This window comes from Paraburkholderia fungorum, assembly GCF_046027605.1.
Lineage (GTDB): Bacteria > Pseudomonadota > Gammaproteobacteria > Burkholderiales > Burkholderiaceae > Paraburkholderia > Paraburkholderia fungorum_F.
Genome location: NZ_JAQQEF010000003.1, coordinates 112,334 through 128,567, shown reverse-complemented (window position 1 = coordinate 128,567; position 16,234 = coordinate 112,334). Strand labels below are relative to the sequence as shown.

Annotated in this window: 15 protein-coding genes and 2 riboswitches; of the genes, 12 read left to right on the top strand and 3 right to left on the bottom strand. The window is 58.4% G+C overall.

The window, feature by feature from the left end:
* Positions 1 to 436: 436 nt before the first annotated feature.
* The 5 genes from PQR53_RS06695 to PQR53_RS06675 all read left to right on the top strand — a co-directional run bounded on the left by PQR53_RS06695 (position 437) and on the right by PQR53_RS06675 (position 5,890).
* Positions 437 to 1,915: a catalase gene (locus PQR53_RS06695; RefSeq protein WP_408451787.1), complete on the top strand. Its 1,479-nt coding sequence runs from the start codon at positions 437 to 439 to the stop codon at positions 1,913 to 1,915.
* Positions 1,916 to 2,007: 92 nt separating this feature from the next.
* Entirely contained in the window at positions 2,008 to 2,628 is a 621-nt protein-coding gene (locus tag PQR53_RS06690; protein ID WP_408451786.1) for an ankyrin repeat domain-containing protein, read from the top strand.
* A gap of 263 nt (positions 2,629 to 2,891) precedes the next feature.
* Positions 2,892 to 3,635, top strand: a complete 744-nt coding sequence (locus PQR53_RS06685) for a c-type cytochrome (protein WP_408451785.1) — start codon at positions 2,892 to 2,894, stop codon at positions 3,633 to 3,635.
* A 756-nt stretch (positions 3,636 to 4,391) separates the two neighbouring features.
* The gene (locus PQR53_RS06680) at positions 4,392 to 5,285 is read left to right on the top strand and encodes an MlaD family protein (protein ID WP_408451784.1); all 894 of its coding nucleotides are present in this window, start codon (positions 4,392 to 4,394) and stop codon (positions 5,283 to 5,285) included.
* The gene (locus PQR53_RS06675) at positions 5,282 to 5,890 is read left to right on the top strand and encodes an ABC-type transport auxiliary lipoprotein family protein (protein WP_408451783.1); all 609 of its coding nucleotides are present in this window, start codon (positions 5,282 to 5,284) and stop codon (positions 5,888 to 5,890) included. The genes PQR53_RS06680 and PQR53_RS06675 overlap by 4 nt, the downstream gene beginning before the upstream one ends.
* Here the strand turns inward: PQR53_RS06675 and PQR53_RS06670 are convergent.
* Together PQR53_RS06670 and mntP are read right to left on the bottom strand one after the other, a co-directional pair.
* Positions 5,887 to 6,438, bottom strand: a complete 552-nt coding sequence (locus PQR53_RS06670; RefSeq protein ID WP_408451782.1) for a cytochrome b — start codon at positions 6,436 to 6,438, stop codon at positions 5,887 to 5,889. The two genes, PQR53_RS06675 and PQR53_RS06670, sit on opposite strands and share 4 nt — an antisense overlap.
* A 318-nt stretch (positions 6,439 to 6,756) precedes the next feature.
* On the bottom strand, positions 6,757 to 7,326 hold the full coding sequence (gene mntP, locus PQR53_RS06665) for a manganese efflux pump MntP (protein ID WP_408451781.1): 570 nt from the start codon (positions 7,324 to 7,326) through the stop codon (positions 6,757 to 6,759).
* 6 nt (positions 7,327 to 7,332) lie between these two features.
* A riboswitch (yybP-ykoY riboswitch) is annotated at positions 7,333 to 7,503 on the bottom strand.
* A gap of 182 nt (positions 7,504 to 7,685) precedes the next feature.
* Here mntP and PQR53_RS06660 point away from each other — a divergent pair.
* From PQR53_RS06660 to PQR53_RS06630, 7 genes are all read left to right on the top strand, one after another.
* A complete protein-coding gene (locus PQR53_RS06660) occupies positions 7,686 to 7,961 on the top strand; it encodes a metal/formaldehyde-sensitive transcriptional repressor (RefSeq protein WP_408451780.1) in 276 nt (91 codons plus the stop codon).
* Between the two features lie 8 nt (positions 7,962 to 7,969).
* Positions 7,970 to 8,974: a CDF family Co(II)/Ni(II) efflux transporter DmeF gene (gene dmeF / locus PQR53_RS06655; protein WP_408451779.1), complete on the top strand. Its 1,005-nt coding sequence runs from the start codon at positions 7,970 to 7,972 to the stop codon at positions 8,972 to 8,974.
* 163 nt (positions 8,975 to 9,137) lie between these two features.
* A riboswitch (yybP-ykoY riboswitch) is annotated at positions 9,138 to 9,323 on the top strand.
* A 10-nt stretch (positions 9,324 to 9,333) separates the two neighbouring features.
* Complete coding sequence (locus PQR53_RS06650) at positions 9,334 to 9,924, top strand: TMEM165/GDT1 family protein (protein ID WP_408451778.1); 591 nt, start codon at positions 9,334 to 9,336, stop codon at positions 9,922 to 9,924.
* A 404-nt stretch (positions 9,925 to 10,328) separates the two neighbouring features.
* A complete protein-coding gene (locus tag PQR53_RS06645) occupies positions 10,329 to 10,805 on the top strand; it encodes a hypothetical protein (RefSeq protein WP_408451777.1) in 477 nt (158 codons plus the stop codon).
* A gap of 443 nt (positions 10,806 to 11,248) precedes the next feature.
* On the top strand, positions 11,249 to 12,700 hold the full coding sequence (locus PQR53_RS06640) for an ATP-binding protein (RefSeq protein WP_408452335.1): 1,452 nt from the start codon (positions 11,249 to 11,251) through the stop codon (positions 12,698 to 12,700).
* Between the two features lie 453 nt (positions 12,701 to 13,153).
* Complete coding sequence (locus PQR53_RS06635) at positions 13,154 to 13,306, top strand: hypothetical protein (protein WP_179730772.1); 153 nt, start codon at positions 13,154 to 13,156, stop codon at positions 13,304 to 13,306.
* A 434-nt stretch (positions 13,307 to 13,740) separates the two neighbouring features.
* Complete coding sequence (locus PQR53_RS06630; RefSeq protein ID WP_408451776.1) at positions 13,741 to 14,892, top strand: LysR substrate-binding domain-containing protein; 1,152 nt, start codon at positions 13,741 to 13,743, stop codon at positions 14,890 to 14,892.
* Here PQR53_RS06630 and PQR53_RS06625 read toward each other — a convergent pair.
* On the bottom strand, positions 14,779 to 16,083 hold the full coding sequence (locus tag PQR53_RS06625) for an Nramp family divalent metal transporter (protein WP_408451775.1): 1,305 nt from the start codon (positions 16,081 to 16,083) through the stop codon (positions 14,779 to 14,781). The genes PQR53_RS06630 and PQR53_RS06625 overlap by 114 nt on opposite strands.
* Positions 16,084 to 16,234 lie beyond the last annotated feature (151 nt).

Genomic DNA, 16,234 nt, shown 5'->3' with positions numbered 1-16,234 from the left:
ATAACCGCGGTGCGAGCGCGCCGGCTGATCAAGGGGTGACGCGCGGTGGACCTGAGAATCCGAGCGGACTGAAGAAGCCCGATTGACACTCGCCAGCGTGTTCAGGAACACCTCCTTGTGCAGGTGATAGTCCGCATCTCCTCTTCTGATTCACTCGCTTTTTCTCCTGGTCCACCATCAGAAACGAAAGGTGTTGCAACGAGAGGTTGACTCCACCCGCTGCATTACTATCTGCAAGATTTGTCAGGTACTCATATTCCTAAGACATCACTATCGCATTCATTAGGAACTGCGATTGGACCAGTCAGAGGCATCGACATAGGATTCAACCCGATGGGCGATGTCTTGAGTAGTAACTGATCCTAGGAACCGAAATATGCAACATGCAACTAAATTCTTTAAAAGAACGCTTCTGTCCGTTGTCTTGAGCGCCACGATGTTGCCGCCTGTCTTTGCAGCCGACATGACCCGCGACAATGGCTCTCCCGTTGGAGACAATCAGAATTCGGAAACAGCGGGTCCGGAAGGCCCCGTGCTATTGCAGGATTCGCATCTGGTTGAAAAGCTGCAGCGTTTCGACCGTGAGCGTATTCCCGAGCGTGTCGTTCATGCGCGAGGCACGGGCGCCTTCGGCGAATTCGTTCCAAGCACCGATCTATCCGATCTGACAACAGCGCAGGTCTTCTCGCCGGGCAGTAAAACGCCGGTATTCGTGCGGTTCTCGACGGTGATGGGCTACCGCGGATCTCCTGAACAAGCGCGCGATCCCCGCGGTTTCGCGATCAAGTTCTACACCGGGCAAGGCAATTGGGACATGGTCGGCATTAACTGGCCGATCTTCTTCATTCGCGACGCGATCAAGTTCCCTGACTTCGTCCACGCTAACAAACCCAGCGCGGTCACCGGGGTTCAGGACGCCAATCTGGCGTTTGATTTCTTTGCGCATACGCCTGAAGCGACGAATATGCTCACGCATCTTTATGGCGACGACGGCATGCCCGATTCGTACAGGCACATGGACGGATTTGGAGTACATGCCTTCAAGTTCGTGAATGCGAAGGGCGAGGTGCACTACGTCAAGTTCCACTGGGTCAGCGATCAGGGCAAGAAGGACTTGCGTCCCGGTGAAATCGCCGCATCCATCGGCTCGGACTGGAATCTGATGACCAACGATCTCTACGGCGCAATCCGGAAGGGCGATTTCCCGAAGTGGGATCTATACGTCCAGGTTCTCAAGCCGTCCGATCTGAACAAGTTCTCTTACGATGCGCTTGACGACACCAAGGAATGGCTCGGCGTACCTGAGCGCAAGATCGGCACCATGACGCTGAACCGCGTGCCCGACAACTACTTCGAGTCCACCGAAGAGTCCGCGTTTGCGCCGTCCAGACTGGTTCCCGGCATTGAACCGTCGGAAGACCGGATGCTCCAGGGCCGTTTGTTTGCCTACGCCGATACGCAAATGTACCGGTTGGGTGCGAACTACAATTCGCTTCCGATCAACCGCCCGCTGATTGACGTCCACAACAACAATCAGGACGGGAAAATGAACGCGAGCGGTCGTACCGGCGACGTCAACTATGAGCCGTCGGGGATTAGCGAGCTAAGCCAGGACCCGAAATACAAGTATGTACAGACGCCATTGTCCGGCACGACGCAGCAGATCGCGATTCACAAGAAGCAGAACTTCCGGCAAGCGGGTCAGTATTTCGAAAGTCTTACCGAGCAAGGCAAGGGCGATCTCGTCACCGCGCTGTCCGGCGACCTGAGCCATGTCACGAACGAAGACAACAAGTACACGATGCTGTCTTACTTCAACAAGGCCGATCCCGATCTGGGTGCTCGCCTGATTCGAGCGCTGAATGCGGACGGCTCGAAGGTGAAGACGATGTCGGCGAAGCTGTCCGATGAGTGATTTCAGGCGAACTTGATACGCCTTGAGTCGCCACTGCGTAACAGGAGGCACGCCGCTCATCCGGCGTGCCTCGTCTCACGGAAACACCTCGCATGAAGCAGCGTAGACACTTTGGTTTTGCATGGCCTTCCATCGCCGGCGTGGCTGCATGTGCCATGTTGCTGGCCGGATGCGCATCGGAAGTCATGCCTGTCCCGCAACTGCAAGCGAACCAGCGCGTCGAAGCGCATCAATACGACCGCGAATGGTTTAACGCTGCACGAGAAGGACGATGGGACATTCTCGATGCCTTGCTCAAGGCGGGTTATCCAATCGAAAGCGCCAATTCGAGCGGCTACACAGCGCTGATTCTTGCCGCCTACGACAATCATCCAGATACGGTCGACAAGCTGATAGCCGCAGGCGCGAATGCGTGCGCAGCAGACGGTAATGGCAATACGGCTTTGATGGGCGTCATTTACAAAGGTCAGCTCGACATTGCAAGGACGCTCTTGCAAACGCACTGCGACGTTAACGCAACCAATAACGCGGGCGAAACCGCACTTGCTTTCGCCGCGCTGTTTGGACGTTTTAGCCTGTTCAATGATCTGATCGCACATGGCGCGGACCCGGATCATGAGGACGCGCGGGGAAACACTGCGCTTGCGACCGTTCAGGCGCAAGGCAATACGGTGGCAATGGAAGCACTCAGAAAGGTCGGTGCGACGCATTGATAGAAGTCCCTCGAGGCGAAATGAAAGTATCGACTCGATTTCTCGGGTGAGAAGGGGGCCCACTGGATAACCGTGACGTTGCGGTCCGATTACATTTTCGTCATCGGACATCGTCCTCGATCGTCTTTATCAAGGCTCAAATCCTTACGCATGCTCAATCCCCCCGACTGTATAGCGATCTTCAATGAGCGTCATCGATAGAACCAACTTCACCCGCCGGTTGACTATCGACAGACTAATGTAAACCTCAAGTGGAAGATCAGATGCTCAACATCATCAAGCAATTCAATGTACGCAATTCGGACAGCAGGTCTCGCGCAGACCATGGGCGGCACGAGAAGGCGGCTTCATATCTTCGGCACGTCATTTCGCGCTGTGCGCAAGTAGGATTGGGGGCGTCGCTTGCCGGGTTCGCCAGCTTATGCTTCGCCCAGAGCCAGGCTGCGAGCACAAGTGCAAGCAACGTTGCACAGGGTCCGTCGATTGCGACGTGTGTAGCGTGCCATGGTGCGTTGGGTGCCGGAAGTGAAATGGGCGTGCCGCGGCTGGCAGGCAAGAATCCGGAGTACCTTGCGCATGCGCTGTCGATGTTCAAGGCCGGCACGCGTGTCAGCCCTCCGATGCAGGCGGTCACTCAGAACCTGTCGGACAGCGACATGCGTGCTCTCGCGGTGTTCTTTTCGAACCAGCATCCGCCGCTTGTGAAAGCTTCACAGCCGCCAGCGCCGGAGCTCGTCGCGGCCGGCAAGCAACTCGCCGAAATGGGAGCGGGCACGAGCGTAGCGGCATGCTTCAGTTGCCACGCCGCGGGCGGCAAGGGCAACGGCGCGCGCTTCCCCGGTATCGCAGGCGAGCCCGCCGCATTTACCGTCGCCCGGCTGCACGAATTCCAGGCGCGCGCAAAAGCCGCTCCGCCGAAAGCCGGAACGATGACAGCAGTAGCGGCTACGCTGAATGACACGCAGATCGAGCAGGTCGCCGCTTATCTGTCCGTTACCGGCCCCTGAGTATGTTGAACACCGACTCGCAACGCGCGCCGAGCGCTCGTCGTAGTCTGCCGCGGGTTTGGATATGTCGTATAAACGGTCGGCCCCGGCTGTCTATTCCATTTTCGTGCATGGATTGATGCAGCGCAGGCGCGAATGGATTGGCGGCGCCGCGCGAGATGGGACACAGGAAAACATGCGACCAGTCACGCAATGCCCCCAACCATCCGCCGCGCCGTCGCTTGACTTGTTCGTGTCAACCATCTGCGACCGGCCTCATGCCGACGGGCCCTTGACCTGACCGGGACGCCCTTCGCGGCGAAACAAGGCCGGTCCGCCCAATGCCAACCGGTGACCGCTCCGAATGGAATATCGTGGCTCCGGCAGACGTTTACCGTGCGCAGTCTCGCAAAGCGCAGCGGGTCGTACACACGGGAGGTCACGATGAAAACTACCAGGCTGTTATTAGCATTCCTCATGCTTGCTTCGCTAGCCTTAACGGGATGCCCATCAGACGGGAGTTCGCACGGCGGCGGCGCGACGTCGAGCAGTGGCAGCAGCAGTAGTGGCGGATATTAACCATTGCTGATGCGTCGGAAGCGGCGTGCAATCAGAAGTCGAGCGAATACGTCAGTCAGATGTCAGGTAAGCCGTGGTTCGGGAGGTTCCGCTCGGATGAGTTGAACGTCGGATCAGTCGCTCGTCCCGGAGCAGGCGACGCCTGCCCCGGTCCGCCGCCTGGCTAACGGTGTTCTGGACACATGTGGGGCGTGTGGGATGAAAAGCGATAACAATACGAAGGCGGGATTCGCGTTCGTGGCGTTCCTGCTTGCTTCGACTGTCGCGGTGGCAATCTGGTATGCCGTTTCCCTAAGCCAGTATGCGACCTATCAGATCTATACCCAGGAGTCGGTCTCAGGTCTGGTTGCCGATGCCCCGGTTGAATTTCACGGCGTCGAGGTGGGAAAGGTAAAAAGCGTCAGGCTGGTCAATTCGCATTCAGTAGGCATCGTACTGAGTATCGACAAGACTGCGCCGGTTACTTCGATTACCGTAGCGACGATTACCTCGCGAGGACTCGCGACACGCGGGTTTACCGGCTACGTTTGCATTGCTCTTGAAGATGTCGGCATCAATCCGCGGCCACTGACTGCCCGGCCCGGCGAGGCCTATCCGACCATACCGACGGCTCCGTCAAACGTCGTGACGCTCGACACGACGATCAATCAGGTCAACGCAAATTTTCAGATCGTCACCGGATTGCTGAAATCAATACTCGACACGAAGACCGTAGCATCATTGAAGCAATCAGCGGACAATTTGCAGCAGGTCACCCAGGTCCTGGTGGAAAATACCAACAAGCTCAACGCTATCGTTGCCAATACTGAACGCGCCAGTCGTCGTTTTGAGCCCTTGCTGCGGTCGAGCGACAGCGCAGTGAGAGCGCTTCAAACGCAGACCTTGCCTGAAGCGCACGCGTTGCTGCAATCGAGCAATGACGCCGTGACAGCACTCCAGACGCAAATTTTGCCTGAAGCGCACAAGGCTCTGTTCAATCTTGACAATCTGTCCAGTTCCTTCACTGACCTGGCGACTAAGGTCAACCGAGACCCCTCAATCGTGATTCGCGGAACTGCGCCGCGGCCACTCGGACCGGGGGAACGAAAATGAAAGTCGATACGCGCAGGACGATCTTCAGCGTGCTCTGCGTCGTCCTGCTGTCGGGCTGCGCGCTACTCTCACCGGTCAAGACAGATACGAAACAATATGCGCTGACCGATATCCCGCTCGATCTGCCCAGCGAGCGGACTCACTCCGGGACCCTGCTGGTCCTCTTCCCCGATACCGAACCGCTCTATGCCACCACGCAGATGGTCTATACGACGCAGGCTTATCAGATCGCGTACTTCAGTCAAAATGAATGGGCAGAGACACCGTCGCAGATGATTCAGCCTTTAATCGTCGAGACACTTCGGCACACTCACTATTTCAGCGAAGTTCTGCCGTCCCCCGATTTCGGTCGCCACACGTTCGTGCTTCGCAGCGAAATCCTGAACTTAAAGCAGGACTTCACGTCGGAGCCCGCGATGCTGCGACTCACGATGCGTTTCTATCTGAGCCGTGAAGCCACGAATCAGGTCATTGCGACCAGGGAATTGTCAGTGAGTGAACCCATGCGGGAGAGGAACCCCTACGCGGGCGTCGTGGCTGCCAATGAGGCGATGGTAACGCTATTGCGGGAACTGGCCGCGTTGGTGGTCGATAACGCGAACTAGGGCAGCATTCTGCGCAAGGTGTCGTCTTTGAGCACGAAATGATGCATCAGCGCCGCGCCCACATGAACGAATATGAACAGGATGAGCGCGAAACCGAACCACTTGTGGATATCGATGAGTCGTTGAAACAGATAATCGTCATGAGGGAGGAAATCTGGCAGCATGAATAGGCCAAAGAACGATACCGGGATGCCAGCGGCGGAAGACATCAGCCACCCTGTCATCGGCAACGCGAACATCAGGGCATAAAAACAAAGATGAACGAATCGGGCAGCGATTTGTTGCCAATCGGGCAGGTGTGCAACCAATTGCGGCAGTATATGAGTCAAACGCCAGGCCAATCGCGCCGCGAGTAAGACGAGAACCAGCAAGCCGACCTCCTTATGGAAGAGAATCAACACGATCTTCTTCGTATTGAAGCCGACATCGGGAAGCGTGACCATGTAAAGACCCAATGCCGCAAGCCCGATGATAAGAAAAGCCATCGACCAGTGGAGCAGCATCGCGACCGCGCCAAAGCGTTCCTTCGTGTTCGCAATCGACGTCATCGACTGTGCTCTCCTGATCAGAGGTCGCGCCAGTGCCAGGCTAATCCATTTTCATCTTTCGGCGCCGGCTGTGCGCGGCTCATTGTTCACACGTCAATTGCGTACTACGAGAGCTAAACGTACGACTGACGATACTTATTCCCGTGTTCCCGAGCTGTTCCCATCCCCCGACGCGACAAAGTCGATCGGTCCGCGATGGGCGCTCGGCTTGCCGCGTGGCTTTTCCGTTTGGGTGCGTTTGCAAAAATGAATTGAAGGAAGTGTTTTGTTTACTCGCTCGCAGCGACGATGCGAGCGAGCCACTGTAGGACAAGGTGATCAGGCAATGAGCTTCAAGTGCTCAACAAGGATAGTGCTGCCAATGGCGACCAGCACAATGCCGCCCGCCAGTTCCGCACGCCTGCCCGCAACGTTGCCGACGACACGGCCCAGCATGACCCCGATCGTGACCATCGCCATGGTGGCGAGACCGATCGCTGCTGCGGTCGAATAGATGTTCACGTCGACAAAGGCGAGACCGGCGCCGACTGCCATCGCATCGATGCTGGTGGCAAAACCGGTCAGTGCCAGCAGCCAGAAGGAATGGGTGGCCGGCTTCTTTTCTTCGACTTCCCTGGCGGAAAAGCTATTGAAGACCATGCGGGCGCCGAGGATGAACAGCAGCGTGAATGCGATCCAGTGATCCCAGGCGGAGACGTATTGGGCTGCAGCCTTGCCGAGGAACCATCCGATTAAAGGCGTCAGCGCCTCAATGATTCCGAAGATCAGTCCCGTCCTGACGGCTTCGCGCCAGCGAGGACGATGAAGGGTGGCGCCTTTGCCGATCGCAGCCGCAAAGGCGTCGGTAGACATGGCAAAAGCGAGGAAGAGGGTTGTGACGGGATTCATGACAGGAAGCGCTCATGGCCGGGCGGAAAACCGCGACACACCGTCGCGCCCGACCGGTCGCGTGGTGTGTCGATGGTCTTGCCAACCAAAGGGCTGCCTGCACCACGGTCTGCTCGACCGAGTATGTTGATGCAGGCGCTTCTGGGTAGAAGCCGGCTACTCCCCAAAGACAGGGGCGAGCATATCACGTCAGAAAGGATTTCGTAATAATGATTGCATGCAGCGGTGCTCGACCGGGCAAACGGCTATTCGAAAGTTGTCCAGGCGGATACTTTCGAACAACTTTCGCCCACACAGATTTAATATACCCCTCCACCCTATCCGACTTATACTCCCCCTAGGTATATGGGAGATCATTGATGAGCCACACCATTCGCGAGAAACAGAAGCTGCTCAACCGGGTCCGGCGCATCAAGGGCCAGGTCGAAGCCATCGAGCGGGCGCTCGTGGAGGAGCAGGGGTGCATTGACATCCTGCAGCAGATAACCAGTTGCCGCGGTGCGATGAATGGCCTCCTGGCTGTCGTGCTCGAGGACCATATCCGCACCCATCTCGTCGATGCGGACACCAACGAAGAGCCGGCCGGCAGCGCGACGGATCAGCTTATCGAGGTCGTTCACAGCTATTTCAAGTAGAGCGGAACATGAGTGATTTCAAAAGCGCCGCCTTTGGCGCAGGACATGACCACAACTTTCTCGGTGCCGGTCATGAAAAGAACGAGCGCAAGACCTGGGCCGTGATAGCGCTATGCAGCGTAATGATGCTGATTGAGATCGTCGGCGGCAGTATGTTCGGCTCGCTTGCGCTTGTCGCCGATGGTCTGCATATGTCGACGCATGCCGGCGCGATGTTGATTGCGGCACTTGCCTACACGTATGCGCGCAGGCATGCCACCGATCCTCGTTTCGTGTTCGGTACCGGCAAACTTGGCGATCTCGCAGGCTTCACGAGTGCCATCGTGCTGGCGATGATTGCAGTGCTGATTGGCTACGGGGCGGTGTCGCGTTTTCTGTCGCCGGTACCCATTCATTTTGGCGAAGCGATTCCTATCGCGGTGGTCGGCCTGCTGGTCAACCTGGCAAGCGTGTGGCTGCTGAGCGGAGGCGACTACGGGCATAGTCATGGTCATAGCCACGGACACGGCCATGATCACGGCCACAGTCACGACCATAATCACGACCATGCTCACGACGAGCATGCCCATGAAGACGCGACCCGCGACCATAACATCCGCTCGGCCTACATCCACGTGATGGCGGATGCGGCGGTCTCCGTGCTGGCTATCATCGGCCTCTTACTGGCACGCGCATTTGGCTGGCTCTGGATGGACCCGCTCGCGGGTGTCATCGGCGCGCTGGTGATTGCAAACTGGTCCTATGGGCTGATGCGCGACACCGGTGCAATCCTGCTCGACATGAGCTCCGACCGACGCATGGCGGAGAACGTGCGCAACGCTATCGAGGAGCGTGGCGACAAGGTCGTCGATCTGCATGTATGGCGGGTGGGTCCAGGTCACATGAGTGCCGTGGTGTCCGTGGCAACAGGTGAGCCCCGGCATGATTCGCGCTTCTATCACGCGGTGCTCGAGCAGTTCAAGGGGCTGTCACATGTCACCGTTGAAGTGCAGACCTCACACGCGGTGGCCTGATCTATGGCAGTCGAGTCGGCGTGCATTGATGGCCGTGGCTTCGATGCCCGGCGTTGCCCCCGGGCGCCACATCTTTGAATAACCCGCTCTGGCGAGCGTCTCCATTTGCCACGAGCTTCCCGTGCGATAACTTGCGTCTATCACACATGGCGCGATAGAATCGCGCCTGTTCATTGGGGAGTAGCCGCCTCGAACGCGATGTTCGAGGGCGCACGTCAACATACTTGGCGAGTCGAGAGATCCGCTATGGCGTGCGCAGCCAAGCGCCTGGCAAGACTGATGGCACGCATTCCGACCTAACCGGGTCGCCGGAATGCGCGTCATCGCGTTCTTTCAGCGCGGCCCGGATACAACAACCCATGCAATCCTTCCTTGTCTCGACCAGCGTGGTCGGCCTTGCCGAAATTGGCGACAAGACCCAACTGCTGTCCCTGGTATTGGCCGCGCGATATCGCAAGCCCATTCCCATCATCCTGGGTGTTTTTGCCGCTACCCTCATCAACCATGGTGCATCCGGCGCACTCGGCGCGTGGCTGGCGAGCGTTCTGAGTCCGGGCATTCTGAATTGGGCGGTAGTCGCGTCGTTCGCGGTGATGGCAGTGTGGATTCTTGTTCCGGACAAGCTGGACGACGCTGATGCGGTGTTGACCAAAAACTCGATGGGTGTGTTCGGCACAACCGCGCTCACATTCTTTCTCGCCGAAATGGGCGATAAAACCCAAATCGTCACCATTGCTCTCGCTGCGCGCTTTCACGAGTTCTTCGGCGTCGTCGCGGGCACAACACTCGGCATGATGCTGGCAAATGTGCCCGTCATCTACCTGGGACACAAGTTCGCCGACCGCCTGCCAACCAGGGCGGTCCACATTCTGGCCGCCATCATCTTCGTTGTCCTCGGTGTCCTCGCCCTTAGGACCGCGCTGTACCCGCAAGAGCACCCGCTGTTCTAGTTCGAAAGTTTGCTTCATGCGCTCAGCGTGTGCGCCATCTCCGGCGCATTCCTTGAGAGTTGCACCGCACCGGCGCGCCACGGCCCACTGCGATGACCGAATTCAAAAAAGCCGGAGAACGGGTTTTACAGGTTCGAGCCCGTATTGCGGCAGCTGGTGTGTTGGTCGCTTCAGCAATTCGTTAGACAAAGAACGCGCCGAAGCGCTCTGAAAAACCCACGTTTCACGCACGGTGCCGGAATAAGCCGGCGTGCACTATCGTTTACTCATCGTGCAACCATGTCTCGAGCGTCAAGGCCTGCTGCAGCAAGCCCGCGGCGTGAATTTGCGCAAGCACACCGATGTGCTGGGCGACGCCGACGACTCGGCGTCGAAAACGTCGGGGATTCAGGTGGCCAACCATCATGGACAAACTGCTTCGTATCGGGACATTGCTCGCGTGTCTCGGCTTCGCTGCGCCTGCACTGGCGCAAACCTACGACGAGCAACCCGCGCCGGCCGATAGCGCGAATTGCCGCGCAGTTGTCGGGCAGGCGGACATCGATGGGACGATCCAGCAGGTCGTCGGACGTGCGTGCCTGCAGAGTGATGGGACCTGGCAGATTGTGCAAAGCGAGGATGGCAGCGTGCTGTGGTACCCGGTCGCTGCCTATCCCTATCCCGACCCGTGGTGGTGGGGGCCGCCGATATTCATCGGCGGCGGCGTGAGTCTGATCTTTGTCGACCATTTCCATCACTTTCACCATTTCGACCACTTTCATCAGTTTGGTCACAATCACTTCGTGCCATTCGGAACGGGCTTTCATCGCAGGCCATTCCCCAGCGGTGGTATGCGTGGATTCGGTGGAACCAGGGGATTCGGCGGCATGCATCGGCGCTAGTCCGACTTTCCCTTTGTGCGCTTCGCTTTACCGCAAGCAACTCGCCCAAGGCTTCGCTGCATGGCGTCGCTTCGTCGAACTCATCCAGAATCCGCCGACCGTCCGGGCAAACACCTGTTTCCTGTAGTTTTACACCGTCGATAATCAACCTGACAATGCCGCCGCGGCAGCCCGATAGCGGTATGATTGCCGGCATCCCGCGCGACAATCAGGCGACGCAAGGTCCGGGCCGGGGCGCGCGTCGCCCCCGTCGCGTAGCCGGTCACCGCGGCGTCACCCGAGTACGGTTTCGCATACGAGCGCGAGGAGATCGAGGCGGCCGTCGACGGCATCTGCATTGCGAACTTCCCCGAACAGACGGCCGCGGCTCTGAAGATGTCGATCCCGAATGCCTCAGGCAGCCAGATTGCGCGAGGCATTGCTGATGCGTGGAGGCAGCAGATATGTCATGGTCTAGTCCTCTACAGTGGACCAGACGGTCCGCTTTTGCTAACTATGCGGTTGCAGTTCTGTCGGTTGTAGCGGCGTTCGTCGCCGCACTGCTGCTGGAACCTCACATGCATAGTAGTCCGTTCGTTTCGCTGTCTCTATGCGCAATCATGTTCAGCGCCTGGTTCGGTGGCCTCGGGCCGGGTTTGCTCGCAACCGCGCTATCCGTCGCGTGTTTCACTTATCACTTTGTCCCGCCCGTCGACTCGTTCAAGGTTGCGTCTGCGGACTTGCCCCGCATCGTCCTGCTTGCGGTGACAGGCCTGTTCGTGGTGTGGCTGAACGTTGCGCGAAGAGGTGTGGAAGGCGCGTTGCGGCGCAGTGAGGCCAATCTGGCCGAGGCTCAACGGTTAAGTCATACGGGGACCTTTGGCTGGAAGCTAACCAGCGGCGACATGGTCTGGTCGAAAGAGACATATCGGATATTTGGCGTGGACGAAACGGTCGAGCCGACGATCGACCTCGTTCTTCAACGCGTTCATCCGGATGACCGGGAATTTGTTCTGCGAGAGATGGATCGCGTGGCACTTGGTGAACCAGCGAACGACTACGAGCACCGTCTTCTGATGCCGGATGGAACGATCAAACACCTGATCGTTTTGGCCCATCGCGCGAAATACGAATCGGGCGAGGAATTCGTTGGCGCACTGATGGACGTCACGACCACCCGGGAAGCGCAAGAGGCATTGCACACGGCACAGGCGGAACTGGCCCGCGCCGCTCGCGTAACAGCGCTTGGACAGATGAGTGCCTCGATTGCGCATGAGGTGAATCAACCCCTCGCGGCCATCTCCACGACCGCCGCAGCCGGCTTGCGCTGGCTGACCCGCGATGTTCCGGAAGTAGCCGAGGCATGCGCCTGCGTGAGTCACATTGCCGAGCAGGCCGATCGCGCGGGCAACGTGATCCGGAGCGTTCGCGATCTTGCGAGGAGGGCGGATCCGGAGATGATTCCACTGGACATCAACGAGGTTATCGACGAGGCGGTCGCGCTTGTAAAGCCGGAGGCGCTCAGACATTGGGTGACGGTGCAGCAGCGGCTTGCGCCGGATTTGCCCTCGGTGCGTGGCGACCGGGTCCAGTTGCAACAGGTGATCATCAATCTCGCAATCAATGGTGTCCAGGCCATGGCGGCAGTCACCGGTCGCACGCGTGTGCTAACCATCCGAACCGAACAGCGGGAATCCGGCCAGGTATTCGTGGCGGTGCAGGACGTCGGCATCGGCACAGAGCCCGAGGAGCTGGACCGGCTTTTCAGCGCGTTTTACACGACGAAGGTGGATGGTATGGGCATGGGACTCTCCATCTGTCGTTCAATCATCGACGCTCACGGAGGGCGGGTGTGGGCGTCCCACAATATCGATTCGGGAATGACATTTCAATTTACGATTCCCGCGTATCGGTAGTGTTGCCCTGTCTAAAGGCGGCTTGTCTCGCACTCGGTCCGATACTTAACCGACACGAGACATTCCCGCAGCCGCTCGAAATACCAGCGCTCCCCACCGCGGTTATACGTTCGTATAAACAGGCAACGCTAACGCGGCATTGGCATATCCAACTGTAGAGTAGATTCACCCTCCGGCAAAACCTATTCTTCTCTCATCGAGAAAGCACTCACCGCTTAAGTAAGGTGTGAGCCATTCTGCTGACAGCATATCCGAAGTCGTATTGGGTTCAGCGCTCGTGGGAAAGAACTCGGCGAATGGCTGCGACGCACACAATCTGCTTCGAGATAACAAGGATGTAATCCGCCGGACAGGATCGCGTCAACAGCGCGTGACCAGAATGGGACCAACCCGTCCGGATCAGCGACGAAGGGCGCCAGGGCGTGTTGATATTGAATGCCACAGGAGATTGCCATGTTCATCTATTCGATCCGTTATCGTGCTGGCTGCGGCCGTTGGTCGGTCGCCTTCGCACAGGCCGCTTCACAGTCCGACGCTGAAGCAATTGCAATCTGCCGTTATGGCGCCTTCCATTCCGTCAGCCGTGCCGGCTTCGTCCGGGCATAAGAACCCGTCCCTCACGCCGGCTGTCTCGTCTCAACTCAGGGCGCAGAAGAAGCCATCTGCAAGTAATCAGAATGTATGGCACTTCATTCCACCACCCGAGATCGGCAAGCGACGCGGCACCTTGAACTTTGCCTGTCAACCAGATGGCAAGAGTAGATGTCGCTACATGTGGATCGATAGCGCGATTCAATCAATGCAGTTGAGAAACAATCTTGGACCTTCTCGGGTTTAGCAGCGATTCTGCCCGCGGGGATGTGAGCCGCGGTACCTGGCCTTAACTTTCCACGCGCCACGCTGGTCAGGCGCGCCACCCTTCATCTCCCTGTCGTAGCCAGAGATCTGCAGCGCGTCGCCACGGCGTCCATGCGTGACTGCAGTAGAGCTGGCGGAAGCCCGGATATTTCGTAGGCGTTTGTACGTTCCACAGAGCAGGCATGCGGATTCAAATGAAAAATATGACAATTCGACAACTCAAGGCTTTCGAAAGTGTGGCGCGAAACTTGAGTTTTTCCCGAGCGGCTGAAGACCTTCACCTGACGCAGCCGGCCGTATCGATGCAGATCAAGCAGATGGAGGATCAAGCGGGATTGCCGCTGTTTCGCCACATTGGCAAGCGGATCTCGTTGACCGAGGCAGGCGAGCTGATTCTGCATCACTGCCGGGTGATCCTTGCGGATCTGAAGGCCGCCGAGCAATCACTGGCGAACCTGATGACCGGTGGCATCCAGCGCCTGCGGGTTGGGCTGATTACCTCGGGCAGCTACTTCTTTCCGCATTTGATCAACTCGTTCATGCAGGGCAACACCGGCATCGATCTCGACATGACGGTGCGCAGTCGCGATCAACTCATCACCTTGCTGCGAAACGACCAGATCGACCTCGCCGTACTGGTGCACGCACCGGACGACCCTGCCATGACAGTCGAGCCGTTTGCACCCAATCCATTCGTACTGGTGGCCGCGCCGACGCATCCACTCGCTGATGAAACCGGCATTCCGTTTGCGCGCATCGCACTCGAATGTGTGATCGTGCGGGAGAGCGGGACTGACACCCGCAACGCCGCCGACGCCACATTTTGCGGCCTCGAATCGACACTGCGTTTCATGGAGCTCGGTTGCGAGGAAGCAATCAAGCAGTCGGTCATGGCAGGCCTCGGCATCAGCTTTCTGTCGGCGCAAGCGGTTCAGTCCGAAGTGCGCGCCGGTTTGCTCAAGGTACTGGACGTGCAAGGCTTTCCGCTTAAGCGCCAATGGTGTGTCGCGCACCGCGCGGACCGCCCCTTGCCGCCCGCGGCTCGCGATTTCCGGCATTTTCTTCTCACCGAGGCCGGCACGCGGCTTGAACGTCTCACGGGAATCGAGAGTGTGCATACGGGCATCGATCTTCAGCGGCCTGAGCACGCTGCTCCAGAAACGAACACGATTGTTGCCGGTGGCGCGAGCCTCGAAGTCGCGCGTCGCACTCGCGCGCTGTTAAGAAACGACCGCTTGCCAGACGAGCATTACGTTCAGGACCAGAATCACGCCGGTTGCGACGACAGCCGTTCCGATCAGCTTTCGGGACGCGGTAAATTGGCCCATCACTGAGCGGCGCGACGACAGCACGACTAGCGCAATGAGCGGGACCGGCAGGATCAGACTGAGCACGATCTGGCTGTCCACCATGGCGCTCATCGGGTTGCACGTCATACAGACAATCACGGCCGGTACCATGGTGATGAGGCGTCGTAGCAGAACGGGTATTCTGAATCCGACAAAGCCCTGCATGATGGATTGACCGGCCATGGTTCCCACCACCGAGCTGGAGATACCCGAGGCCAGCAGGGAAATCAGAAACAGTACGCCGGCGCCCGCGCCGAGAACCGGAGTAAGCGTGTGGTATGCCGCCGTGATGTCCGAAATGCCAGGTGCGTTCTTGCTGAACACGGAGGCGGACATGGCCACCATCGCGAGGTTCACCGCACCGGCAAAACCCATCGCACCTATGACCTCAAGGTTCGAAAATTTCACCAGCTTGCGGCGTTGGTAGTCATTGCGCGTAGGTGCGCGGTTCTGTGTCAGGCCGGAGTGCAGATAGATCGTGTGGGGCATGATGGTCGCGCCGACGATACCTACCGCGAGCATCAGCGCATCGCTTCCGTGCAGATGTGGCACGAATGTGTGAAAGATGACGGCGTGCCAGTCTGGCGGTGCGATCACGAGTTCGGATAGATAGCTCAGTCCGATGACGGTAATGAGCGCGGCAATGACGATCTCGAGCGGACGAAAGCCCTTTTTTTCCAGCGACAGAATACCGATAGTGACGACGCCGGTAATCACAAGTCCCCAGCCGATCGCCAGATGAAACAGCAACGAGATGCCCATCGCCGCGCCCATGAATTCGGCGAGGTCGGTCGCCATCGCGGCAATCTCCGAGGCGATCCACATGCCGATCACGAGAGGGCGTGGAAACTCGTCGCGACAGAGTTCCGCGAGACTACGGCTGGTCACGATGCCGAGCTTGGCCGACATCGCCTGAAACAGCATGGCGACGAGGCTCGACAGCAGCACGACCCAAAGCAGTTCGTAACCATAGGTCGAACCGGCCTGGATGTTGGTCGCGAAGTTACCTGGATCCATGTAGCCGACCGAGGCGATCACCGCGGGGCCCGCGAATGGCAGCAACGCACGCAGACCGCTGCGTTTATTGTCGAGGGCATCGCGCATCGCCATGACTGTGTCCGCCGTTGCCACGCCGGACAGTGCGTACCTGGCCGTTCGCTTGATTGCCATGATCATGAGGAGCGCCTCTTCAAAAAGCTGCGTGGTGTCGTTACGGCTTGACAGCGTTGATTGCGCAAGCGCGGCGCAAGCGTGGTGCTTGCGCATTGAATCCGGAGCGGGCGCCGTGCCCCTGGTTCAGGTACGAACCCGGATACACGCGGCGCCA